The 22895-nt window shown below is 41.6% G+C and carries 24 protein-coding genes; 18 read left to right on the top strand and 6 right to left on the bottom strand.

Annotated features, from left to right (window positions below; all coding sequences use genetic code 11):
- Positions 1 to 139: 139 nt before the first annotated feature.
- A complete protein-coding gene (locus ACQY1Y_RS12090; RefSeq protein ID WP_002734772.1) occupies positions 140 to 604 on the top strand; it encodes a VOC family protein in 465 nt (154 codons plus the stop codon).
- On the opposite strand, the gene ACQY1Y_RS12085 is transcribed toward ACQY1Y_RS12090, so the two are convergent.
- The 3 genes from ACQY1Y_RS12085 to ACQY1Y_RS12075 form a co-directional block, all read right to left on the bottom strand.
- Complete coding sequence (locus ACQY1Y_RS12085) at positions 601 to 1368, bottom strand: tryptophan-rich sensory protein (protein WP_430012828.1); 768 nt, start codon at positions 1366 to 1368, stop codon at positions 601 to 603. The two genes, ACQY1Y_RS12090 and ACQY1Y_RS12085, sit on opposite strands and share 4 nt — an antisense overlap.
- 3 nt (positions 1369 to 1371) lie before the next feature.
- Complete coding sequence (fabZ, locus tag ACQY1Y_RS12080; protein ID WP_002734156.1) at positions 1372 to 1851, bottom strand: 3-hydroxyacyl-ACP dehydratase FabZ; 480 nt, start codon at positions 1849 to 1851, stop codon at positions 1372 to 1374.
- A 93-nt stretch (positions 1852 to 1944) separates the two neighbouring features.
- Positions 1945 to 3084, bottom strand: a complete 1140-nt coding sequence (locus ACQY1Y_RS12075; RefSeq protein WP_287637295.1) for a SpoIID/LytB domain-containing protein — start codon at positions 3082 to 3084, stop codon at positions 1945 to 1947.
- A 609-nt stretch (positions 3085 to 3693) separates the two neighbouring features.
- Between ACQY1Y_RS12075 and ACQY1Y_RS12070 the strand changes: the two genes are divergently transcribed.
- From ACQY1Y_RS12070 to ACQY1Y_RS12020, 11 genes are all read left to right on the top strand, one after another.
- Positions 3694 to 5010, top strand: a complete 1317-nt coding sequence (locus ACQY1Y_RS12070) for a P-loop NTPase fold protein (RefSeq protein WP_430012827.1) — start codon at positions 3694 to 3696, stop codon at positions 5008 to 5010.
- A 95-nt stretch (positions 5011 to 5105) separates the two neighbouring features.
- A complete protein-coding gene (locus ACQY1Y_RS12065; RefSeq protein ID WP_430012826.1) occupies positions 5106 to 6722 on the top strand; it encodes a tetratricopeptide repeat protein in 1617 nt (538 codons plus the stop codon).
- A 111-nt stretch (positions 6723 to 6833) separates the two neighbouring features.
- Entirely contained in the window at positions 6834 to 7079 is a 246-nt protein-coding gene (locus ACQY1Y_RS12060; protein ID WP_061430649.1) for a hypothetical protein, read from the top strand.
- 1 nt (position 7080) lies between these two features.
- A complete protein-coding gene (locus ACQY1Y_RS12055; RefSeq protein ID WP_002733855.1) occupies positions 7081 to 7236 on the top strand; it encodes a PIN domain-containing protein in 156 nt (51 codons plus the stop codon).
- A gap of 25 nt (positions 7237 to 7261) precedes the next feature.
- On the top strand, positions 7262 to 7525 hold the full coding sequence (locus ACQY1Y_RS12050) for a type II toxin-antitoxin system Phd/YefM family antitoxin (protein WP_002752677.1): 264 nt from the start codon (positions 7262 to 7264) through the stop codon (positions 7523 to 7525).
- Positions 7522 to 7908 (top strand): type II toxin-antitoxin system VapC family toxin, encoded by a 387-nt coding sequence (locus ACQY1Y_RS12045; RefSeq protein ID WP_002734288.1) that lies wholly within the window; start codon positions 7522 to 7524, stop codon positions 7906 to 7908. Before ACQY1Y_RS12050 ends, ACQY1Y_RS12045 begins: the two co-directional genes overlap by 4 nt.
- An 876-nt stretch (positions 7909 to 8784) precedes the next feature.
- Positions 8785 to 10413 (top strand): hydroxylamine reductase, encoded by a 1629-nt coding sequence (hcp, locus tag ACQY1Y_RS12040; protein ID WP_430012825.1) that lies wholly within the window; start codon positions 8785 to 8787, stop codon positions 10411 to 10413.
- A gap of 85 nt (positions 10414 to 10498) precedes the next feature.
- Entirely contained in the window at positions 10499 to 11215 is a 717-nt protein-coding gene (hoxU, locus tag ACQY1Y_RS12035) for a bidirectional hydrogenase complex protein HoxU (RefSeq protein WP_002794250.1), read from the top strand.
- Between the two features lie 6 nt (positions 11216 to 11221).
- A complete protein-coding gene (locus ACQY1Y_RS12030; protein WP_271935334.1) occupies positions 11222 to 11620 on the top strand; it encodes a hypothetical protein in 399 nt (132 codons plus the stop codon).
- Positions 11621 to 11624: 4 nt separating this feature from the next.
- Entirely contained in the window at positions 11625 to 12089 is a 465-nt protein-coding gene (locus tag ACQY1Y_RS12025; RefSeq protein WP_223210955.1) for a hypothetical protein, read from the top strand.
- A gap of 46 nt (positions 12090 to 12135) precedes the next feature.
- Complete coding sequence (locus ACQY1Y_RS12020; RefSeq protein ID WP_002733074.1) at positions 12136 to 12684, top strand: oxidoreductase; 549 nt, start codon at positions 12136 to 12138, stop codon at positions 12682 to 12684.
- Between the two features lie 498 nt (positions 12685 to 13182).
- Here the strand turns inward: ACQY1Y_RS12020 and recG are convergent, their stop codons facing one another.
- Positions 13183 to 15651: an ATP-dependent DNA helicase RecG gene (gene recG, locus ACQY1Y_RS12015; RefSeq protein ID WP_430012824.1), complete on the bottom strand. Its 2469-nt coding sequence runs from the start codon at positions 15649 to 15651 to the stop codon at positions 13183 to 13185.
- A gap of 185 nt (positions 15652 to 15836) precedes the next feature.
- The gene (locus ACQY1Y_RS12010) at positions 15837 to 16736 is read right to left on the bottom strand and encodes a hypothetical protein (protein WP_430012823.1); all 900 of its coding nucleotides are present in this window, start codon (positions 16734 to 16736) and stop codon (positions 15837 to 15839) included.
- 393 nt (positions 16737 to 17129) lie between these two features.
- Between ACQY1Y_RS12010 and ACQY1Y_RS12005 the strand changes: the two genes are divergently transcribed.
- From ACQY1Y_RS12005 to ACQY1Y_RS11980, 6 genes are all read left to right on the top strand, one after another.
- Complete coding sequence (locus ACQY1Y_RS12005; protein ID WP_069475229.1) at positions 17130 to 17927, top strand: Rpn family recombination-promoting nuclease/putative transposase; 798 nt, start codon at positions 17130 to 17132, stop codon at positions 17925 to 17927.
- A gap of 105 nt (positions 17928 to 18032) precedes the next feature.
- On the top strand, positions 18033 to 19103 hold the full coding sequence (gene hypE / locus ACQY1Y_RS12000; RefSeq protein ID WP_430012822.1) for a hydrogenase expression/formation protein HypE: 1071 nt from the start codon (positions 18033 to 18035) through the stop codon (positions 19101 to 19103).
- Positions 19104 to 19272: 169 nt separating this feature from the next.
- Complete coding sequence (locus tag ACQY1Y_RS11995) at positions 19273 to 19617, top strand: hydrogenase maturation nickel metallochaperone HypA (protein ID WP_430012821.1); 345 nt, start codon at positions 19273 to 19275, stop codon at positions 19615 to 19617.
- Positions 19608 to 20462: a hydrogenase nickel incorporation protein HypB gene (hypB, locus tag ACQY1Y_RS11990; RefSeq protein WP_430012820.1), complete on the top strand. Its 855-nt coding sequence runs from the start codon at positions 19608 to 19610 to the stop codon at positions 20460 to 20462. The genes ACQY1Y_RS11995 and hypB overlap by 10 nt, the downstream gene beginning before the upstream one ends.
- A gap of 46 nt (positions 20463 to 20508) precedes the next feature.
- A complete protein-coding gene (locus ACQY1Y_RS11985; protein WP_430012819.1) occupies positions 20509 to 20907 on the top strand; it encodes a helix-turn-helix domain-containing protein in 399 nt (132 codons plus the stop codon).
- Between the two features lie 17 nt (positions 20908 to 20924).
- Positions 20925 to 21095 (top strand): restriction endonuclease, encoded by a 171-nt coding sequence (locus tag ACQY1Y_RS11980; protein WP_430012818.1) that lies wholly within the window; start codon positions 20925 to 20927, stop codon positions 21093 to 21095.
- 523 nt (positions 21096 to 21618) lie between these two features.
- On the opposite strand, the gene ACQY1Y_RS11975 is transcribed toward ACQY1Y_RS11980, so the two are convergent.
- Entirely contained in the window at positions 21619 to 22623 is a 1005-nt protein-coding gene (locus ACQY1Y_RS11975; RefSeq protein WP_130757115.1) for a sulfate/molybdate ABC transporter ATP-binding protein, read from the bottom strand.
- Positions 22624 to 22895: the final 272 nt, after the last annotated feature.

Genomic DNA, 22895 nt, shown 5'->3' with positions numbered 1-22895 from the left:
GCCAATCAGTTATCAGTTATCAGTTAACGGTATTAAATGAGGAGTATTAAATGACATTAATAGTGCTGTCTTTTCACTGATTACTGATTACTGTCCACTGAAAAATCCCCCAATCCTTTACTGATAAATGATAACTAAAATGACTATTAGCCCTTTCGTAACTGCGAAAAAACTCAAAATCGGTCAACTGCGAAAAGTTCATCATATCGCTTTCAACGTCAAAGATATGGATGCCTCTCGTCATTTTTATGGGGAAATATTAGGATTAGAGGAATTAGTGGGGGAAAAAATTCCCAGTACCTTAAAAGAATTAGTTGCCCAGGGAAAAGTGGCCAATTTTATCACCCCCGATGGTACAGTAATTGACCTATTTTGGGAACCAGATTTAAACCCTCCCGACGACAATCCCGAAATCGCTTTTACCCGTGCCAACCATTTAGCCTTCGATATTGCCCCGGAATGCTTCGATTTTGCCCTAGAAGTGCTACAAAGTCAGGGAATTACTATTGCTAGTGGACCCGTAACCCGGCCGACTGGGAGAGGGGTTTACTTCTACGATCCCGATGGCTTTATCGTCGAAATTCGCTGTGATCCCGCATTTTAACGACTCAGAGGGCGAAAATTGCCACGAAAAACCAGAAAAGTTAGGGTAATCGCTAATATAATCGCTGTTATCGCAATTAGAGGCAGAGAAATCTGTTTAACAGCGATCGCCAAAAAAGCCCAGATAAACACCCCGATAAAAGCCCGATCTTTTCTTTTTAAACCGACTAAAATCGCGATTATCGCCCCGATAAGCAGAATTATTACCGTCCAGATCTGGTCAGTTAGACCCCATCGCTGCCAGTCGATCCAATCTAGCACCGAAGCGACATTGACAATCGTGGCCACGCTAATCCAAGCGAAATAAATACTAATAGGAGCATTAACTAATAAACCCTGTTTACGATTCACAATCAAGCGATTAATTTCTAAGCGAAGATAAAGCCGGATGAGAGGGATTAAAATGCCTAGCATTGCCAGTAAAGACAGGGTAAAAAAACGCAATTGAAAGAGAACTACCCAGAGAATCTGACAAGCACTAGCAATGGCTAATTCGTAGCCTAACCGACGCAAACGTGGTTCAGTTTTATTAAAAGCCAAAGCTTGGTAAATTCCCAGACTAATTAAACCCAGATAAATTAATCCCCAGATCGCAAAAGCATAATTAGCGGGAACAATTAAGACATCTTGAAAAACTGTATTCGAGATAGCCCCGATATTTTCGCCCTTAAGAGGAAAAATATTAGCGAAAATATTGGTAATAAAAGCCCCTAGAATAGCAAATAAATTTAGTTCTTGTCGGAGACGATCTCGATCAAAATTCATAGGTCAATCAAAGACAGAAAACATCATTTCACCCTGGGCGGCCAATTGCCCATCGACTCTTGCTTCCCCTTGCATTTTAGCAATTTTATTCATCTTGAAGGATAATAATTCCACCGTCATAATTAATTGATCTCCCGGCACCACAGGACGACGAAAACGGGTTTTATCAATGCCAGCGAAGGCAAAAAATTTCCCTTTCATCCCGGGTAATTGGGTCAAAATCACTCCCCCCACTTGGGCCATGGATTCAACAATTAACACCCCCGGCATCAAGGGACGACTGGGAATATGACCGGGGAAAAAAGGCTCGTTGATCGTGACATTTTTTAGGCCAACGGCTTTTTTACCTGGTACATAGTCAATAATGCGATCAACTAGGGCAAAGGGATAACGATGGGGCAGTAGTTGGCGAATTTCCTCAACGGTAAAGGTAGTTTTTATGACTGGTTCCAACTCGGTTAAGGCTTCGGTAACGATGGTCATGCAAGTCAAAAATTACAAGTGAGATTAGACATTATCTCACAATCAGTTATCAGTTATCAGTGATCAGTTTACTGGAAATGGCTGACAGCCTTTTTAATTGGGCATTTCAGTCAAACGAGCATTTTGATAATAATGGCTGAGAATGCGGTCATAAGTCACCCCTTGGTCAGCGAGGGAAAAAGCGCCCCATTGACTTAAACCGATCCCATGACCGAAACCGCGACCATTAATGGCAAAAGTACCGTTATTAGCTGAAATCGTGAATAGGGTACTCCGCAGCTCCAGGAATCGCCGTAATTGGGTATCAGAGATCAATTTAGAGCCTTGATCGCCCACTATACGCATTCTAATCACCCGTCCGTGGGGAGTGGTTCTTTCGGGAGATAGCGATCGCACACGACCAACACCACCAATTAAACGGCCTAATTCCCCGGCGCTAAAGTTTTTTGACCACTGGAATACCGGGGCGACTTGGTCGTAATCGACGACACCGCGCAGGTAGGGTAAGGGGGAATTCCAAACATCTTCGACATTTTCCGTATGACCCCCGGAGGAGGAGTGAAACACCGCTAAAATCGGTTTGCCGTTGAAACTCATAATTTGTCCGGCGGTGGCATTAACCGCCTCGTGGGTGCTAGTAAACTCGCTTTCTAGACCCTTATAAACTTGGGTGCGGGTGGTAGTATCGAGATCGTAGATGCGATTACCAGAAGTATTCATTTGGTAGAGAGCATAGGTACGCGCCGCCACAGATTGGGCTTTTAGGGCCTCTTGCGGCCAGGAGGGAATCGCCTCCGCACCGACGACACTATAGAGATATTCCTCTAAATCGACTAAATTTAGGGCTGTCACCCCAGAACCTTGCCGAATGATCCTTGTGCGTCCTCGATACCAGCGATCATTAATCCAGACGTAACCATCATTCTCCGGTTCGATGATCAATTGACTGGCCTGCCAATCGGCCAAACCCACCGCTTTTCCTCTGGGATTAGCATTGAGGGCATTCATGGCGGTTAATTCTCCTAGGACTCTCCCGGCCCCATCTTTCACCACAGCATCGGTGGAACTACCCACGGAGACGGCGCTAACACCTTTACTGATGGCAATGCGTAATTCGACAGCAGCTTGGACTGGAGCGATAATCAAAGCCCAAAAAACTAGGATGAGCCAGCTATGAGCAGGCAGGCGCTGCAGGTAACTACCCAGCAGCCTTGCTGTGTGTTTATTGGTCATGGGGGTCGGACTCCTCACACAATCGATCGATAATCAATTTTAACCGGACTGGGATTTTTTGGCTACTCCAGTCTAGAAAAATTTTTCCCCTGTCACTTTTTCCCGATGGTCTGACAATTTTTCTCTCCTCTGGCCCATGAATGGGCAAATTTCCCTATTTTGTCCGATTAATCGGGATTTATTAGGTTTAGTCGATTATTCTAACTAGGTAGGTGTTAAAAACTATCAGATGCCCCCCTTATCAAGGGGGGATTAAGGGGGGATCGGCATCCCCCTTATCAAGGGGGGATTAAGGGGGGATCGGCACTCCCCTTATCAAGGGGGGATTAAGGGGGGATCGGCACCCCCCTTATCAAGGGGGGATTAAGGGGGGATCGGCACTCCCCTTATCAAGGGGGGATTAAGGGGGGATCGGCACTCCCCTTATCAAGGGGGGGATTAAAGGTAGGGTTGATTCATAAATCAATTCTAGGAAAGTGGGGAAAAAATCCATAACTGGGTTTTTGAAGTTCGATCGAGAGTTAGTCGTAATATTAAAAGCGGATTCGGTATAACATCTTGTCAATAAGTATTGTTATAATAATGACATCAATTAAGCTATAGTCGCCTATGTCTGAACAATTGATCGCTAGGCTTGCTAATGCCTTTAAACCAGTTCCTTTACCTGCCGATAGTCCCTTTTATGTGGATCTAAACGCAGTGAGAGCGGATGCTGATGTTTGTCAAGATTTAGGCAGAAAAATTATTCGTTCGCTGCCAACAGACTACACCCATCAACTCTACACAGGACATCGAGGAGGGGGGAAATCCACGGAATTATTGCGGCTGAAAAAATATCTAGAGCAAAAAAATTGTTTTGTTGTTTATTTTGCGGCAGATGAAGACGATATCGATCCAGAAGATGCTCAATATACAGATATTCTCATTGCCTGTACGCGCCATTTATTAGAACAACTAAAACAGGCTAATTCAACCCCATTAAAAAACTGGATAAAATCCCGTTGGCAGGATTTAATTGATTTAGCTTTAACAGAGATTAAAGTGGAAGATGTCAAATTAGAAACGGGAGAATTGATTAAATATTTTGGTAAAATGTCTGCGGCGATTCGGGCAATTCCCAGTCAAAGACAAGAAATAAGAAATAAAATCAATCCTCATACTGTTACGCTGTTAACAGCACTAAATGAGTTTATTGATAATAGCAAAACTGTCTTAGATGATTCAACAAAATTAGTGGTAATTGTTGATAACTTAGATCGCATTGTACCGATATATCGGCGAGATCATAAAACTAATCATGATGAGATTTTTTTAGATCGAGCTAATCAATTAAAGGGGTTAAATTGTCATTTGATTTATACTATACCTATTTCAATGGCCTATTCTAATCGGGCCAATGATCTACGCGATATTTATGATAATGACCCGATGGTTTTACCGATGATTATGCTTCGTAATCTTGATCGTACTATTAATCCTGATGGTATGGCAAAAATTAAGGCTATCATTGAGAAAAGAACGCAGCAATTTTTACCGACGAAAAAGCTAGAAACAGATATTTTTGAAAGTCAAGAAGTTCTGGAGCGATTATGTTTAATGACTGGAGGTCATGTACGAAACCTAATTTTATTAATGCAAACCGCTTTAGATCATGTGGATGCTTTACCTATTACCGCAAAAGCTGCTCAAAGAGCAATAACCCAAGCTAGAGATGTCTATCAGAGAACAGTAGAACATGAGCAGTGGAAAATTCTGGCTAAGGTATATCGTACCAACGAAATTCAAAATGATGAAGCTCATCGTAAATTATTATTCAATCGTTGTATTTTACAATATGCTTATTTTGATGCAGATGCAGAGTTGAAAAGTTGGTATGATGTGCATCCTTTAATTACCAAAATTAAGGAGTTTAATGATGAATTATGAATGATGAATTATGAATGATGAATGGGGAGCGGGAAACAGGGAACAGGTGAGAAAATTAGTGTACCTCATAAATCTGAATACAGCTATATATAATAATGACAAACCCAAAAGTAAAACCCTTAACTAACTTTCAGGAGTCGGATTTTGAAGGATTGCGAGAAGAGCAACCCCTAACAGCAGCAGAATCCTATCAATCATTACTGCGATCGCTGAGACGAAAAAATGGCTTTAATTTACTCTTTGTTCGCTGTTCTCCCGTGCAAGCTGATGAGATTATTCGGAGAGTCAGTCAAGATTTACCTAATAAAAATATTCAAGTCCTGCAGCTTGATTCAGAAACCGATAATTTGTATGAGAAAATTGTCGATCTACCAAATTATACAAATCTAAACATTCTTTTTGTGCGCGGTTTAGAAAATGCACTACTGCGCTACGAAGAAGCGGAAAGTGAAGGCTATTTCTTGTCGAGTCAAAGTCCGGTTTATGGGGGAACCTGGGCCGGAGTTCCTAAGATTTTAGGCTATTTAAACCTATCCCGTGAGCGATTTGAGCGGCAATTTCCCTTTACTTTAGTATTCCTATTGCCGGAATTTGCCTTGCGGTATTTTATTCGTCGTGCGTCGGATTTTTTTGATTGGTATTCGGGAGTTTATGAATTTCCGACGGATAAGGACATATTGGAAAGAGAAATTGAAAGACTGGTTTATTTAGACGGCGATCTCGATACCTATCAACAATTCACTCCCCAACAACGACAGGAAAAGTTAGCCGAAATTAAAGCCTATTTAAGCGATTCCCCATCTCTCGATCCTGTTCAAGCATCTGAATTGTGGCATGAAAAAGGCTTAATTCATCAAATGGGAAAAGAATACGAACAAGCGATCGCATCCTGGGATCGAGCTTTAGAATTTAAACCCGATTTCCATGAAGCTTGGAACAACCGAGGGAATGCGTTAGATGATTTAGGCAGATTAGAACAAGCGATCGCATCCTATGATCGAGCTTTAGAAATTAAACCCGATTACCATGATGCTTGGTACAACCGAGGGAATGCGTTAGATGATTTAGGCAGATTTGAACAAGCGATCGCATCCTATGATCGAGCTTTAGAAATTAAACCCGATTACCATGAAGCTTGGAACAACCGAGGGAATGCGTTAGGTAATTTAGGCAGATTTGCAGAAGCGATCGCATCCTACGATCAAGCTTTAGAAATTAAACCCGATGACCCTTATGCTTGGAACAACCGAGGGATTGCCTTAGATAATTTACGCAGATTTGAACAAGCGATCGCATCCTACGATCGAGCTTTAGAAATTAAACCCGATTACCATCAAGCTTGGAACAACCGAGGGATTGCGTTAAGGAATTTACGCAGATTTGAACAAGCGATCGCAGCCTTCGATCGAGCTTTAGAATTTAAACCCGATTACCATAAAGCTTGGAACAACCGAGGGATTGCGTTAAGGAATTTACGCAGATTTGAACAAGCGATCGCAGCCTTCGATCAAGCTATTAAAATTAATTCAAATGATGCTGATGCTTACTACAATAAAGCTTGCTGTTATGGCTTACAAAATAATGTGGAATTAGCTATCGAAAACTTACAAAGCGCCATCAATCTTGATGTCGAATATCAGGATATGGCGAAAACAGATAAGGATTTTGAGCAGATTCGGGGAGATGAGCGGTTTCAATCATTGCTAAGTTAAATAAATAACAAAAGAGATAACTATCTATGTTGAAAGCAATCCTATCATCAGAGTTAGGGTATAATAACTCTTAAGTCACAACTTTCGATCCTAATCAGGAGAACAATTGCTATGACACTGGCAAACACCCACCAACAAACCATTTTAGAAAAACTGCAAACCCTCAACCCACAACAACAACAAGTAATAGAGTTTATTGAATTTTTGCAACTTAAAGCAGATAAGACAGCAATTCATGAGGGAGAAAGAGAAATTTCTGCTTTAGAATCAGCCGGAGACTTAGTGGGGTGTTTAGACAGTGGTAAAGGAGATTTATCCCTAAAAAAGAGGGAATTTAAAAAGAAGCATCTAGTCTAATATGCTTAAAAGAGTAATTCTAGATACGGGGGTCTTAGTCGCCGTTCTCGACCGGAGTGATAATTATCACAATTGGGCAATTCAGCAATGGGAAAAAGTTGCCAAACCTTTATTAACTTGTGAGGCAGTTATCACTGAATCCTGTTTTATTTTGTGAAGTAAATAAAGAGAGAAAATTATTCATGTCAAACAAAACTATTGATCTCAATCAAGTACAGTTAACTTTACAAGAACTACTTGCCTTAATAAAGGTAGATACTGAAATTATTATAACCGAAGGAAACAAGCCTGTAGCTCGTCTAATTCCTTGGGGAGATACTGAAAAAACAACGTCTGAAACTCCTTCTCCTAAGTTACGACAACCAGGACTACACGCTGGAAAAATTAGGACTAGCGAAGATTTTGATGAGCCACTTCCTGAAGAATTTTGGACAGGTGAATCATGAAATTTCTTTTAGATACCCATACATTTATTTGGTGGGATAGCGAACCAGAAAAACTCTCTCAAAGAGCTTTAGAACTGTGTAGAGATCCTAGTAATACGCTATTACTTAGTATTACAAGTATTTGGGAAATGCAAATCAAACTACAACTAGGTAAACTATCACTCAAGATACCTTTAGCAGAAATGATTAATACTCAGCAGGAAACTAACCAAATTGGCCTTTTATCAATTACAGTCAGCCATGTTTTAGCTTTAAATACTTTACCTAACATCCATAAAGATCCATTTGACCGCTTGTTAGTTGCTCAAGCTAATCTTGAAAATGCTAGACTGATTAGCCATGATTCAATATTAGCAAAATATCCTGTTCAGATAGATTGGTAGATAGGGCTTGCTGAATAAATGTGAAATATAGACGAGGTAAGAGTTTTAGGGTTCTGTTTTGCTCTCACAGGTGCAAGATTTTGAGAGAATCGTCGTTCAAAACCTTGCGTCTTCATCGGCCCGCGTCCTGTAGGGGCGAAGCATTCGGACAATAACCTATCGGTGAAACCGTAGATTTTCTATCCGAATGCTTCGCCCGTACTTTTTCAGCAAGTCCTAGCCATTCTTGGTGGTTTAACCCCCAATTAAATAAAAGATCTGCGATTCCAAGACATACGGAAATTAGGGATATTCTCGCTAATAAAATCTGCAAAGATCTCGGAATACCACTAATAAAATAAATCGTTCATCAGTCTTGATGTCAAATATCAGGATCTGGCGAAAACAGATAAAGATTTTGAGTAGATTCGGCGAGATAATCGGTTAAGTTAAGTAAATAACAAAAGAGATAACTATCTATGTCGAAAGCAATCCCATCATCACAGTTAGGCGATAATAACTTTTAAGTTCCAACTTTCTATCCTAATCAGGAGACCGATTGCTATGACACTGGCAACCACCCACCTAAAAATCGAAAATCTCGCTCATTATATCATAAAAATCACCAAAAATACTTAATTTACTTAAGACAACTAAATAATTGTTTAATCAGTAATTCTTGAGGAAATCTAAAATCAGAACCCAACTGGCAAAAAAAGTGAGAGAATAAAAACATAGTTCAGAGAGTAGAGGCTGTCAAGACAAGCTTTCCAGTCGTAAAATCCATAATTCCTGCCGGGTGAAGGCCGATAACTAACTTTCAAAAAAGCAGAATTCAATTTAGTAGAAAAAAATCGCAACAATCTGTCAATCTACTGAAAAAAAGAGAGAAAACTTATGTTTTGTGAACAATGCGAACAAACCGCTAGTGGTAATGGTTGTCATCAGTGGGGAGCCTGTGGAAAAAGTCCCGAAGTCAACGCCGTTCAAGACTTATTAGTTTATTGTCTGCGGGGATTAGCATCGGTGGTTTTAAAAGCCAAAGAAGCGGCAATATCTACTCGCGAAGCCGATATTTTTACCTGCGAGTCGCTTTTCGCCACCATGACCAATGTGAACTTCGATCAAAGACGTTTTACCGATTATATTCAGCGTTGTTTAGAGATTCGGGAAAATTTAAAAGCACAATTGGGATCGCTGGACTGGTCTGCACTTGCTAACTATCAGCCTAATTTTAATGAGAGTCTAGTCAGCCAAGGTCAAGAAGTATCCTTAGAACTAATTGAAAAAGTACAAGACCTCGATATTTTTTCCCTAAAGTTAACCGCTATCTACGGAGTTAAAGGTCTTGCTTCCTATACTTTCCACGCTCAGGAATTAGGTCAAGAGGATGACTCAGTTTATCAGGTTATCCAAGAGACTTTAGCGGCGATTGACCGCAGTGATTTAAACCTGAATGATTGGGTGGCAATCTGTCTAAAAGTTGGGGCAGCAAACCTGCGGGCCATGGAATTATTAGATCAAGGTCATACCGAAACCTACGGTCATCCCATACCGACAAATGTTCCCTTAAATCCGCGTCTAGGTAAAGCCATTTTAGTCTCCGGCCATGATATTAAACAATTAGCGGCTTTACTGGCACAAACTGCCAATACTGGGATAACAGTCTACACCCACGGAGAATTATTACCCGCCCACGGTTATCCAAAACTCAAAGAAAAATATCCCCATCTCTACGGTCATTATGGCACCGCCTGGCAAAATCAAACTAAAGAGTTTGCTAAGTTTCCGGGGGCAATAGTTTTAACTACTAATTGTCTCATGCCCCCCCACGAAAACTATGAAAGTAAACTCTTTACCCTCGGACCTGTGGGTTATGCCCATATTAACCGCTTAGAAACAGTGGACGGTGCGATCGATTTTAGTCCCGTGATTGCTAAAGCGCAATCATTGCCCGGATTTACTGAAATAAGCGAACCTCGGCAGGTAATGGTGGGATTTGCCCACAATACCGTTCTCAGTGTCGCTGATACGCTGGTTAATGCCCTTAAACAGGGTAAAATCCGTCACTTCTTCCTAGTTGGGGGCTGCGATGGGGCAAAACCCGATCGCAATTACTACACCGAATTCGTGGAACAAGTCCCCGAAGATTGCATCGTTTTAACCCTTGCCTGTGGAAAATTCCGCTTTTTCGACAAACAATTAGGTAGCATCGAAGGATTACCCCGGCTGATGGACGTGGGACAATGTAACGATGCCTATAGTGCCATCAAAATCGCCCTAGGATTAGCCAACGCTTTTAACGTTAGCGTCAACGAGATTCCCCTCTCCCTAATTATCTCTTGGTACGAACAAAAAGCGATCGCTGTACTGCTCACCCTGCTGCATCTAGGTATTCAAAATATCCGTCTGGGACCAACTTTACCGGCATTTATCTCCCCTAACGTCCTCAAATTCCTCTCCGATACCTATCATCTGCAGCCGATTACCACCCCCGCAAAAGACTTAGCCGCTTGTCTAGGTTAAAACTTTCTGTAAAAATCCCACCCTCGGCCACAAATTGTGGCCTATGGGAAGGAGAGGGATATTATCCTCAAGGAGAATAATTTTTATGTCCGTAATCACTTTAAGCATTGATGGCAAAGATGTAGCGATCGAAGCAGGTTCGCGAGTTCTCGCAGCCGCTAGTCAGGTAGGAATAAAAATTCCCGCCCTCTGTCATCTCGATGGGGTTTCCGAAGTGGCTGCCTGTCGCTTATGTTTGGTAGAAATTGAAGGTATTAATAAATTATTACCTGCCTGTGTAACGGAAGTGGCGGAAGGAATGGTGGTTCATACCGATACCCCAAAACTAAAAGAATATCGCCGCATGACAGTGGAATTATTATTCGCTGAAGGTAATCACGTTTGTGCAGTTTGTGTGGCTAATGGTAACTGTGAATTGCAAGATTTAGCCATCGAAGTGGGTATGGATCATAGTCGTTTTCCCTACCGTTTTCCCAAGCGAGAAGTAGATATTTCCCATCATCTTTTTGGTATCGATCATAATCGTTGTGTTCTCTGTACCCGTTGTGTACGAGTCTGTGATGAAATTGAAGGGGCGCACGTTTGGGATCTGGCTTATCGCGGCGAAAAAGATAAAATTATTGCGGGAATGGATCAGCCTTGGGGCAGCGTTTCCGCCTGTACTTCCTGCGGCAAATGTGTTGCCGCTTGTCCAACCGGGGCGATATTCCGCAAGGGTTCCGCCGTTTCTGAAAAAGAGGAAGATCGATCGAAGTTGGAATTTTTAGTTAATGCTAGGACTCAACACCAATGGACGCGTTAGCGAAAAATGGTAGATTCTCAAAACCCTCGTTGGGGACATCTAGGTATTTATGCCAAGTATCTGCGGGCGGAAATGGCTCTGTATGACGAGATTATGGGGATGAATGAAGATATTCCCTTGATTTCCGATTACTGCGGTATTTCTGCTCGGGAAACTCAACGAGCAAAGGACTACGCTTTCGGTAGCGGTGTCAGTCAGTATGAATTTTGGCCTAGTATTGATATGGCAAAGGCGTGGTTGAGGATGGCGCGAGGACAGGGAACGGCGATCGATCGTGTCTTTTTACAACACGAAATCTTAGAATCGGATTTAGTGATTAATCAGGGTATGAATCAGCCTTCTGCTCACGAAATCGCTCAAGCTCAATATGGTTGGTCTGTCCTACTGCGTCAAGGGAATCAATAATGTTATGAATGATACAAATCTCGAACAGATCTTTCTGCAAGCCTTGGATCGCTGTCTATCCCTGCTGGATTATCAATCTCAACCAACCAATTTAGCTTGGTCTGCGATCGAACTTTTCGCCGAAGTTGGGCGATTTCCCCAGATGCTTCGCCAATTCTGTGATCAATACCGAGAGCTTGTGGCGGCGGCAGATCGGGCGATCGAGGATTACGCCAGTAGTGTGGATAATTGGACAGTCAAGGGGACTATTTTCGGGGCGCAGGATCAATGTAATATCTTGCATTTTTTTCTCAATGTCCACACGAAAAATTTTAAGTTTTTTAGAGGTGAAAATTGGACACCACAGCTAATCTGTGAATTTTTGCAAGAATGGAAGGGGATCGATCTTTTTTCTTTAATTGCAGATAATCAGGAACTTGTCGAGACAGGCAAAAACCCGCCCCTCGGTAAACAGCCGCTTTTCTATTAGCTAGTAATCACTATTGCCAAAACCTAACAAACAAGGAATTAAAATTATGTCTAAAATTCGCTTCGCTACTGTCTGGTTAGCCGGTTGTTCGGGATGCCATATGTCCTTCCTCGATTTGGACGAATGGCTGTTAGAATTAGCCGAAAAAGTTGACGTGGTATATAGTCCCGTCGGCTGCGATCTGAAAACCTATCCAGAAAATGTCGATGTCTGTTTAGTGGAAGGAGCGATCGCTAATCAGGATAATTTAGAACTAATTCATCTAGTCCGTCAAAATACCAAAACCGTCGTTTCTTTTGGTGATTGCGCCGTGACTGCTAACGTTCCCGCTATGCGGAATATGTTAGGAACTGCCGATCCCGTGCTAAAAAGGGCTTATTTAGAGTTAGGAGATAACACCCCTCAACTACCAGAAGAACCCGGTATCGTTCCCGAATTATTAGATCAAGTGCTGCCAGTCCATCAAGTCATTCCCATCGATATTTTTATGCCGGGATGCCCCCCCGATGCGGACAGAATTCGCGAGACATTAATTCCGATTTTAAAAGGGGAATTACCGGTGATGGTAGGACGAGAAATGATTAAATTTGGTTAATTGAATCAGTTATCAGTTATCAGTTATCAGTTATCAGTTATAAGATTTGAGTTTTAAGTTTTGAATGAGCAGTATGTATTAGGTGAGCCTCATCAAATGCCAGTTTGCTGCTGTCTTTTCGCTGATTATTGATTACTGTTTACTGATTACTGATCACTGTTTACTGATTGGGTGCATCTCACATTTGTAGAAATACCGACAATCAGCAATTATCAGTGACTCCTAAATTATTACAGATGAGTCAGCGGCTGCGTGTAAGCATCCCACCGAAAAACTAATGCGCGGGGGGTTTGGGGGCGGCGCCACGCCCCCAACGGGGGGTTTGGGGGGTTCTACCCCCCAAAGGCTTGGATTGAGTGATAAAATCGAAAGTAATACGGCCATCCGTTGAGTATGGGCTACATATCAAGAGAGGCACTCCTGCAAAACGGAGAATAAATAATCAGTTTTTAATAACTGGATTTAGTATTACTGTTTACTGATCACTGAACATCTAAATCAAGTTAAAATATCCGCTCCTAACATCCGTTGATATTTAGCTTCTAAAGCTTGTTTCAAATTGGGCAAAGTGATTAAATGGGGATCATCTAACATAATTTTTTCGGCGGCATCTCTTGCCAAAACTAACACCTCTTGATCCTCGACTAAACTAGCGAGGGCAAAATCTGGTAAACCCGATTGTCGTTGTCCTAAAACTTCTCCTGGACCGCGAAATCGCATATCCATTTCCGAGATAAAAAAGCCGTCTTGGGATTGTTCCAAAACCGTCAATCTTTGACGGGAATTAGCACTATTACTGCCACTTAAAAGTAAACAATAGGATTGATGGGAACCTCTGCCGACGCGCCCCCGTAATTGATGCAATTGTGAAAGGCCAAAACGTTCGGCATTTTCAATTAACATCACCGTGGCATTGGGAACATCCACCCCCACTTCAATAACCGTAGTTGAGACAATAATTTGTAGAATATTATCGCGAAAAGCTGTTAAGATTTCCTCTTTTTCGGCGGAACTCATGCGACCATGGAGTAAACCGATATTAAAATTGGGAAAAATCTTTTCTGATAAACTTTGATATTCTTCCACCGCAGCCCTCACATCTAATTTTTCCGATTCTTCAATCAAGGGAAAAATCACATAAGCTTGTCTGCCTTGGGCAATTTCACGGCGAATTAAATCATAGGCAGCCCTTCTTTGATTCCCATTTAAAGCGGTGGTTTGAATCGGTTGTCTGCCGGGGGGTAATTCGTCAATTTGACTCACATCTAAATCCCCATGTAGGGTTAAAGCTAAAGTACGGGGAATCGGTGTTGCTGTCATGGTTAAAACGTGGGGAGACTCTCCTTTGCTTAATAATCTTGCCCTTTGTTGTACCCCAAAGCGATGCTGTTCATCAATAACAACTAAACCTAATTTGCGGAAATTAACTGCATCTTGAATTAGGGCATGAGTTCCCACTAAAAGTGGTAACTCTCCTGTCTCTAATTGGGCGTGAATTTCTCGCCGTTTAGCGGTTTTTGTGGAACCAGTTAATAATTCTACGGGTAAATGTAAGAGATTAAACCAGCTAACTAACTTACGATAATGTTGTTCTGCTAAAACTTCCGTGGGAGCCATTAATGCTGCTTGATAACCGGATTGTAGGGCTGCTAAAATGGCATAAACTCCGACAATTGTTTTGCCAGAACCCACATCCCCCTGCACAAGACGATTCATCGGGGTGCTAGAATCTAAATCCTCTAAAATTTCCTCAATAACTCGTTTTTGAGCATTGGTTAATTGAAAGGGAATTATCTGATTAAATTGATCAATTAATTGACCCCTAGCACTAAAAATAGCACTTTTCTGTGTCTGACGATACTGTTGCCGCCGCCGCAGAAAACCTAATTGTAAAAAGAAGAATTCATCAAAGACTAATCGCCGTCGCGCTTGACTGAGAATCTCGGAATTATTGGGAAAATGAATGTTAGTAATTGCTGTTTTTAAATCGATTAATCCGTATTGTTTTCTTAGACCGAAAGGTAGGGGGTCTTTTATCGCCTCTACTGCCCCAAAAGCGGCGACTACAGCCTTCCTAATTAGGTCGGCGGGTACTCCATCGGTGAGGGGATAAACCGGCAGGATACGCCCGATTTTTAAGGACTCAATACTTGCCCCAGAACTGTCTAATAATTCAAATTCAGGATTTTCTAAAGTTAACCCATATTTTCCCGCTTTGACTAAACCACTAACCGCCACCACAGAACCGACGGGATAGAGTTTTTTTTGTCCTTCTTGCCAAGCACGATTATTATAGCGAGTTCCCGCATAAAAACGGTTTAATTTTATCTGTCCAGTACGATCCTGTAAGAGCAATTCAAAGATAGCTAACTTGGTATTTTTGGGGCTATTAAAACAATTACAGCGCTTGACATTCCCCACTAAAGTTACCGTTTCTCCCTCGGTTAAATTAGCGATATTAACTTGACGACTGTAATCCACATGATCCCGGGGATAATAATATAATAAATCTTCAACTTTGTGGAGGTTTAATCTTTCTAAAAGACTGGCTTTTCTCTCTCCCACTTCCGCTAGATATTTCAAGGGTTGTTCCAGGGTGACTTGCCGTGGAGAATTAGCCTTTGCCGTGATGGGAGTGGTATTAATAATTTTCGCCGCAGCTGGTTCTTTTGGGGTCGGGGTTGCTTCTAAAGTTTGCCGTAATTGTTGCAAAAAATTGCGAGTTTCGGCGACTAATTGTTGTCTTTGTCTGGGATTAAATTGGGAATATTGGGCAAATTTTTGGGCTAATTCTCGCCAGCGATTTCTCTCACTGGTGGCAATTCCCACGGGAGGATTATCCCCGAAACTAAGACACAAAAACTCGCTAAAACGGTACTGATTTCCCTGAAGATCGGGATAACCTTTTTCCGCTTCTACAGATAAGGCTTTTTGTAATCTCACCCAGTCGGGTATTTCCCCTTTCATAATTGCCTCTTGATTCCAAATTTCCCAGTATTATGTTTCCCTAATAAGCTAAGACACATTTTAACCGCCTATCCTTAGATTGGCTAAATCTCCCCAAATCCCTTTACTATTGCCTCTTGCCTCTTGCCTCATCTCAACAAGCAATTTAAATTCTTAATAGCTTACCTCTGTTTAATTATAACTGATTAATCATACCAACTACTGCGCCACGCCGCTTCCGCTTGAGCAATAGTATATTCTTTGCGAAGGTGATAATATTGTTTACCTAGACGATTTAATTGTTCCCAAAGGGAGCGAATTTGATTTCTTTCGACACTTAAGCGCGCATCGGCAAATTCAAGTTCAGCCATTCGTAGATGAATCGCCGTTACTTTAGTGACTTTGCCACTTGAAAAATCATGATCATCCCCATCCCCATCATCTTCATCTTCATCTTTTTCTTCCTCTGGTTCAGGGGTTTTAGCTTCCACTAGAATGTTTAACATATTATTTCCTCCACCTAGGGATTGTCCCTCTTCTCCCGCTTGAATTGCCATATCGATAATTTGACTGGGTAGATAAGGGGGAAGAATATAAGCTTTTTGTAGTTGCTGATTAATTTGTTTAGAGAGATGATTGAGAATCTCGATACAGTTTTTTTCCAGCACTCGACAACAATGGAGTAAAATATCGGGGTTATTAATCTCTCCAGTTGCGGCTAGATTTTCCGGTTTGTTTAGAAAAAGTTTTAAGAAATCTGGGGTATTTTTCGTCTCTGCTGGACTTTTAGAGAATCCTCCCCCTGAAAATGTCCCTCGATCGAAGCTCTGCTCGCCCAATTGCTGTAAACTGGCTTTAGCCTCTTGTCCTAGAGCTTTGATCTCCTCTTGTAGTTTCTGACGATTGCTGTGGGAGAGAGCCAGAAATTCCCCCCCATAGTAACGGGTACAGATATAATACACTGCTCCGATCGCCTGTTTATAGAGAGATTCACCGAGTAAATCAAGATAAATTCGGTATTTTTCCCGCATTCTTTCGGCTAAATTTGCCACTTCCGTTTCTATGTTCTTTAAATCTTGTTGTAGCTTGTTCAGTCTTCCAGTCATAGAAATTTTACCGAGGGAGAAGTTAGCGATCGGCGAATTCTATTATAGCGACTCATTGTCAGCTATAGCACCCTGACCAGGGGGAGATGCTCAGACTTGATCGATTGTCAGTTATTTTAGCGATTAAGTAAGTAGTTATAATTAAATTGAAGATAGATTTTGCCTCTGATCCCCCCTGCCCCCCTTGATAAGGGGGGTGCCGATAGGTGGGGGGATCCCCCCTGCCCCCTTGATAAGGGGGGTATCTGACAACTTTTAACACCTACCTACTTAGCTTTTCCCGGATCGGCTTTTAGCATTGGTTTTGGCAAAGATAACTGCTATAATCAGGCTAATTAGTAGGAAAACTCTCTATCTCTACATTTTTGCATAGTTTACACCACAAGTCCGGGCATGAAAACCGACAGTATTTTTTATGATCTTTTTCAATCTTATCCGTCAATTTTCTTTGAATTAATCAACCTTTCTCCCAGAGAAGCAGAGAATTACCGCTTTGATTCCGTCGAAATCAAGCAACTAGCTTTTCGTATTGATGGCGTATTTTTGCCCAATATTACCAATCCTAGCATTCCTATTTATTTCTGCGAGGTGCAATTTCAAGATGATCAGAATTTTTATGGCCGTTTCTTTGCTGAAATCTTCCTATATCTCAGTAAAACTGCTTTTAACAATGATTGGCGCGGGGTGGTCATTTATCCCCATCGTCGGGTAGAATCAGATAAGATTGTACGTTATCAAGACTTATTGACATCTGGGAGAGTGACGCGAATCTATTTAGATGAACTAGATGATATTAATCAAGATTCCCTGGGTATTGCCACCATAAAATTAATTATTGCTAAAGAAAATCAAGCAGTGGCAACAGCCAAACAACTTATTACACGAGTGCGAACTGAATTTACCCAACCGCAAAACCTCCTACAATTAATAGAAACGATCCTTATTTATAAATTACCACGTCTAAGTCGCCGGGAGATAGAAGCTATGTTTAGTTTAGATGAACTGAAACAAACCCGTTATTTTCAAGACGTTCGAGAAGAAGGTAAACTGGAAGGTAAACTGGAAGGTAAACTGGAAGGTAAACTAGAATCTGTGCCGCGTTTATTGGCTTTAGGTTTAACGGTAGAACAAATTGCTCAAGCCTTGGACTTAACTGTAGAAAAAGTGCGAGAAATACCAGAAACCCATTAAGCTAATCTAGCAGTAAGCTATGACACCGTTTCCGATCAAGATAAAGTGTAACCTAATTTGCTATCGACCAGCGACTCGCCAAAATGAAAACTTCCTACCTCACCTATGACTAGCACTCCTTCAGCTTCTTTAAAATTAAAAAAAACAAAAATTACCGACACAAATATCACTCTCTCCCATGGCAGCGGTGGCAGAGCAATGCGGGATTTAATTAATGAGATATTTGTTAATAATTTTGATAATAACCTACTGGCAACCCTTGAAGATCAAGCCCGATTTGAAATTAAAGATTTGGCTAAAATAGGCGATCGCTTGGCATTTACCACCGATTCCTATGTGGTTTCTCCCCTATTCTTTCCGGGGGGTGATATTGGCAGTTTAGCAGTCAATGGAACCGTTAATGATTTGGCTGTCGGTGGGGCAATTCCTCTCTATCTCAGTTGTAGTTTTATCCTCGAAGAAGGTTTATCTATCGACACCCTAAAAACCATCGTTACCAACATGAAAATAGCCGCCGAAAAAGCAGCGGTAAAAATCGTCACCGGGGATACAAAAGTCGTTCCCAAGGGACAAGGGGATCAAATATTTATTAATACCTCTGGAGTGGGAGTAATTCCAGCCGGAATCAATTCTGGGGCGAATAATTTACAAGTTGGCGATCGCATTTTGCTTAACGGTTTTCTGGGGGATCACGGCGCCGCCATTCTGATTGCCAGGGGCGAATTAGACCTACAATGCACAATCGAAAGCGATTGTCAAGCCCTGAATTCTTTAATTTCTGCAATTCTGGCCGTTTGCCCACAAGTTAAAGCGATGCGGGATGCCACTAGAGGCGGATTAGCCACGGTTTTAAACGAATTTGCCCAAAGTTCAGGGGTGGGAATAGAGGTGCAGGAAACGGCGATCCCCATCCGGGAAGAAGTGCGAGGAATGTGCGAATTATTGGGCTTAGAACCGCTTTATCTGGCAAACGAGGGCAAATTAGTCCTTGTCGTGCCTCCGGAGGCAGAAAATCGCGTTTTAGCAGTGATGCGTTCCCATCCTGACGGTAAAAATGCCGCTTGTATCGGGGAAGTCGTCGCTTCTCCCCCCAATTTAGTTTACTTAAAAACCGCTTTCGGCACTAAAAGGATTCTCGATATGTTAGTCGGTGAACAATTACCGAGAATATGTTAATTAGACAGGAGACAGTTTTAAAGGAAAAAGTGAAAACTAAAAAAACAGATAGTTGGAGTTTTGGGGTTTTGGGGTTTTGGGGTTTTGGGGTTTTAGTTGAAATTTCCCTGTTCCCTGTTCCCTGTTCCCTGTTCCCTGATAACTGATAACTGATAACTGATAACTGAAAATGCACGAACTAGGAATCACCCAAAATATTATCGAACTTGCCTTAGAACATTCCCGAGGAATGAAAGTTAAGCGCGTGGTGTTAGAAATTGGTAAACTAACGGCAATTATGCCAGAATCGATCGCTTTCTGTTTTGATACCTGTTGTCAAGGTACTAATATAGAGGGGGCAATGTTAGAGATTCTGGAAATTTCCGGTTTAGGACAGTGCCAAGATTGCGGAAATGAGCTAGAACTAGAATATCCCTACCGAATCTGCGATCGATGTGGTAGTCGCAATATAATCATTTTACAGGGTCAAGAATTAAATCTTAAATCGTTGGAGACAGAATCCTTATGTGTATAACCTGTGGTTGCTCTGATAACTCGGAAGTAACGGTAACTAATCCGCAAACGGGAACCCATGAACATATTTTAGCCGATGGTACTGTTATTAGTCATAGCCATCATGCTCACGATCATGCTCACGCTCACGATCATGCTCACGCTCACGCTCACGATCATGAGCATCCCCATCATCCTGCGGAAATTCACGCTCAAATTCATGGTAATATTCTCCAAGTTGAGCAAAATCTGCTGGCAAAAAATAATCTATTAGCGGCACAAAATCGCGGTTGGTTGAAGGGTAGAAAAACTGTTGCTCTTAATCTGGTTTCTTCCCCCGGTTCGGGAAAAACTACCCTGTTAACTCGCACAATTGCCGATTTAAAAACCGCTATTCCTATCAGTGTGATTGAGGGAGATCAAGCTACAGCTAATGATGCTCAAAAAATTAGTGAAACCGGTTGTCAGGTTATCCAAATTAACACCGGAACAGGTTGTCATTTAGAAGCATCAATGGTAGAGAGAGGATTAATCGAACTCGATCCACCGATGAATTCTTTAGTCATGATCGAAAATGTCGGTAATCTAGTTTGTCCTGCTTTATTTGATTTAGGAGAAAATGCCAAAGTCGTCATTCTTTCCGTCACCGAAGGGGAAGATAAACCGATTAAATATCCCTATATGTTCCACGCTTCTCAAGTCATGATCTTGACAAAAATAGACCTACTGCCCTATGTTAATTTTAACCTCGATCGCTGTTTAGATTACGCCTATCAGGTTAATCCCAATCTGAAAGTTTTTCAAGTTTCCGCTACCACAGGAGAAGGTTTAGATGCTTGGTACGGTTGGTTAAAATCGCTGGTTTAAGTTAAGTAGTAACACACCCAAAAAGTTCAGTCTAACCGAAAGAAAAATGACTCTAGCACTTGATGACAATATTTATAATCAACTGTTGACTAAATTTCAACCCAAGATTATTGAAAATGAAGAAGAATATGAGCAAGTGCGTCATCTTCTCCTTAATCTAATTAGTAAACAGGAGCGACTACCAGAAGAAACCGCGATGGTTAAATTAATGGCGACAATTATTAAGGATTTTGATGCCAAACAACCTCAACCCGAACCAGCTTCACCCCAGGAAGTATTATTACACTTAATGTCAGCTAACAACAGGAAACAAGCTGATTTAGTTGGTAAAATTGGTTCTAAGGGTGTGGTTTCAGAAATTGTTAATGGCAAGCGATCGATTAGTAAAGCTCAAGGTAAAATTTTAGGAGAGATTTTCAATGTTTCCCCCAGTGTATTCATTTAATTATCTATTAGTTGTTAATGAAAACAACCGTCATTGTTCCCCCGATTAAATGTCAAGGTATCAAAACTAAACTGGTATCATCGACCAAAAGTTTAGCAGATCAGCAAAACTTTGATCGCTGGATAGAACCCTTTTGTGGACTGGAGTTGGTAGCTTTTAATTTACAACTCAAAAAGGCCTTATACTAAATCTAGTTATAGCGTTTCCTAAGCTAGTGAGGTACACTTGTTTTTCTTCCCTTTTGCCTTTTGTCTCTTGCCTTTTGCCTAAAACCCATAACTTTTGTACCTCAGCAGACTGAAAAACGCTATATTAAAAGCTGATACTAAATCCAGTTACTAAAGACTGATTATCTATTCCCCCTTTTGCCTCTTGCCTCTTGCATGAGTGCCTATGCTTATAAGTAGCCTATACTCAACGGATTTAGTATTATTTGCATAAGACCTCTTGCATAAATCCGAAAACAAACGATAGAAACAATAATGGGAGGGACTTTCAGTTAATTATTTATTAGTAGTTGATAATCTTCAAAAATGTTGCTGTACAAGGATCGACTTAAGACTTTTGCAAGAGGTCTATAAGACTCCTAAGGGTGTGTAGGGACATGATGCGAAGCTACCAGCAGCCGTGTGCATTCATGACCCTACACCTATTAGGACCTTTAATGTTGACGATTTTATTCGAGTCAGGTGCTAACAATAAGGCTGACTTTTAGGCAAAAACGCGAGCATCCCGAGGACGAACATAAACTTGCTCCCCGACTTTGAGATGCAGTTGAGCCAGTTGTTCTCGATTCAGATGGGCAATCAGGAGAGAGCGATCCGGTAGAATTAATTCCACATCGATGGCCCAACCCAGATGGATAATGCGCTCGACTTTTGCCTCAATGCTAGACCCATTGGGAGAAGAGAGAATTTCCAGGTCGTGGGGACGAATAAAAATCTTGACTCCGTTAGTACCCCCCCCAAGCTGCTCGAACAGTGCAGCCGAGGTTGGTGGTACAACATTCACCCGGCCGATAAAACTCATCACAAAAGCAGAGGCAGGATGATCGTACACTCGATCGGGAGTTCCCACCTGTTCGATTTTACCCTCATTGAAAATTACGATCTCGTCGGCCACTTCCATGGCTTCCTCTTGGTCGTGGGTGACGAAAACACTGGTGACATGGACTTCCTCGTGTAACTGTCGCAACCAAATCCGTAGCTCTTTTCTAACTTTGGCATCCAGGGCCCCAAAAGGCTCATCTAATAATAATACTTCCGGTTCCACCGCTAAGGCCCGGGCCAGGGCAACCCGTTGACGTTGACCCCCGGATAGTTGGGCCGGATAGCGATCGCCTAATCCCTGCAATTGAATTAAACTCAAGAGATTGTCCACTCGTTTTTGAATGTAGTTCGGGGTAGCTTTGCGAATATTTAAACCGAAAGCGATATTCTGACGCACCGTCAGGTGTTTAAAAAGCGCATAATGCTGAAAAACAAAGCCAATATTCCTTTTTCTGACGTTTAAATGGGTTGTGTCTTTGCCGTTGATGATAATTTTGCCTGTGTCGGGGGGTTCTAATCCTGCGATCGCTCTCAGGAGAGTAGTTTTTCCTGAACCAGACGGCCCCAGCAGTGCCACCAGACGATTCGATTTGATCTCTAGATTGATGTTGTCTAAAGCGGTAAAGGTGCCGAATTTTTTCGATACTTGCTCGATGATGATACTCACGGTGGCTAATCCTCTGGCAAAAAATGTATAGGGTTTGACCGTATTTTAACCATGATTTAATCGCAGTCGTATTAAAATACAATTACATTTTACAAGATAGCAAGAAAATTAAGTTTCGATTCGGGAGATTACTGGTTATAAACGGAGACTAAAAAGATTAAACAGCGATAAAAGCTTACTATTACTCTTTTTTACTTTTTTAAAGGCTTAATTAACTAATTTTGTCCATTAACGACCAGAAACGCACTAGAGAAGAGAGACGACTGAGGCAA

Source organism: Microcystis ichthyoblabe FBCC-A1114 (assembly GCF_050500245.1).
Taxonomy (GTDB): domain Bacteria; phylum Cyanobacteriota; class Cyanobacteriia; order Cyanobacteriales; family Microcystaceae; genus Microcystis; species Microcystis ichthyoblabe_A.
The sequence above is the reverse complement of the archived record's forward strand: the minus strand, read 5'-3'. Positions and strand labels throughout refer to the sequence as shown.

Bases quoted from the DNA above. Each gene is read 5' to 3' on its own strand.
- ACQY1Y_RS12090 (WP_002734772.1), top strand. From the start codon at position 140: ATGACTATTAGCCCTTTCGTAACTGCGAAAAAACTCAAAATCGGTCAA.
- ACQY1Y_RS12085 (WP_430012828.1), bottom strand. From the start codon at position 1,368: ATGAATTTTGATCGAGATCGTCTCCGACAAGAACTAAATTTATTTGCT.
- fabZ (WP_002734156.1), bottom strand. From the start codon at position 1,851: ATGACCATCGTTACCGAAGCCTTAACCGAGTTGGAACCAGTCATAAAA.
- ACQY1Y_RS12075 (WP_287637295.1), bottom strand. From the start codon at position 3,084: ATGACCAATAAACACACAGCAAGGCTGCTGGGTAGTTACCTGCAGCGC.
- ACQY1Y_RS12070 (WP_430012827.1), top strand. From the start codon at position 3,694: ATGTCTGAACAATTGATCGCTAGGCTTGCTAATGCCTTTAAACCAGTT.
- ACQY1Y_RS12065 (WP_430012826.1), top strand. From the start codon at position 5,106: ATGACAAACCCAAAAGTAAAACCCTTAACTAACTTTCAGGAGTCGGAT.
- ACQY1Y_RS12060 (WP_061430649.1), top strand. From the start codon at position 6,834: ATGACACTGGCAAACACCCACCAACAAACCATTTTAGAAAAACTGCAA.
- ACQY1Y_RS12055 (WP_002733855.1), top strand. From the start codon at position 7,081: ATGCTTAAAAGAGTAATTCTAGATACGGGGGTCTTAGTCGCCGTTCTC.
- ACQY1Y_RS12050 (WP_002752677.1), top strand. From the start codon at position 7,262: ATGTCAAACAAAACTATTGATCTCAATCAAGTACAGTTAACTTTACAA.
- ACQY1Y_RS12045 (WP_002734288.1), top strand. From the start codon at position 7,522: ATGAAATTTCTTTTAGATACCCATACATTTATTTGGTGGGATAGCGAA.
- hcp (WP_430012825.1), top strand. From the start codon at position 8,785: ATGTTTTGTGAACAATGCGAACAAACCGCTAGTGGTAATGGTTGTCAT.
- hoxU (WP_002794250.1), top strand. From the start codon at position 10,499: ATGTCCGTAATCACTTTAAGCATTGATGGCAAAGATGTAGCGATCGAA.
- ACQY1Y_RS12030 (WP_271935334.1), top strand. From the start codon at position 11,222: ATGGTAGATTCTCAAAACCCTCGTTGGGGACATCTAGGTATTTATGCC.
- ACQY1Y_RS12025 (WP_223210955.1), top strand. From the start codon at position 11,625: ATGAATGATACAAATCTCGAACAGATCTTTCTGCAAGCCTTGGATCGC.
- ACQY1Y_RS12020 (WP_002733074.1), top strand. From the start codon at position 12,136: ATGTCTAAAATTCGCTTCGCTACTGTCTGGTTAGCCGGTTGTTCGGGA.
- recG (WP_430012824.1), bottom strand. From the start codon at position 15,651: ATGAAAGGGGAAATACCCGACTGGGTGAGATTACAAAAAGCCTTATCT.
- ACQY1Y_RS12010 (WP_430012823.1), bottom strand. From the start codon at position 16,736: ATGACTGGAAGACTGAACAAGCTACAACAAGATTTAAAGAACATAGAA.
- ACQY1Y_RS12005 (WP_069475229.1), top strand. From the start codon at position 17,130: ATGAAAACCGACAGTATTTTTTATGATCTTTTTCAATCTTATCCGTCA.
- hypE (WP_430012822.1), top strand. From the start codon at position 18,033: ATGACTAGCACTCCTTCAGCTTCTTTAAAATTAAAAAAAACAAAAATT.
- ACQY1Y_RS11995 (WP_430012821.1), top strand. From the start codon at position 19,273: ATGCACGAACTAGGAATCACCCAAAATATTATCGAACTTGCCTTAGAA.
- hypB (WP_430012820.1), top strand. From the start codon at position 19,608: ATGTGTATAACCTGTGGTTGCTCTGATAACTCGGAAGTAACGGTAACT.
- ACQY1Y_RS11985 (WP_430012819.1), top strand. From the start codon at position 20,509: ATGACTCTAGCACTTGATGACAATATTTATAATCAACTGTTGACTAAA.
- ACQY1Y_RS11980 (WP_430012818.1), top strand. From the start codon at position 20,925: ATGAAAACAACCGTCATTGTTCCCCCGATTAAATGTCAAGGTATCAAA.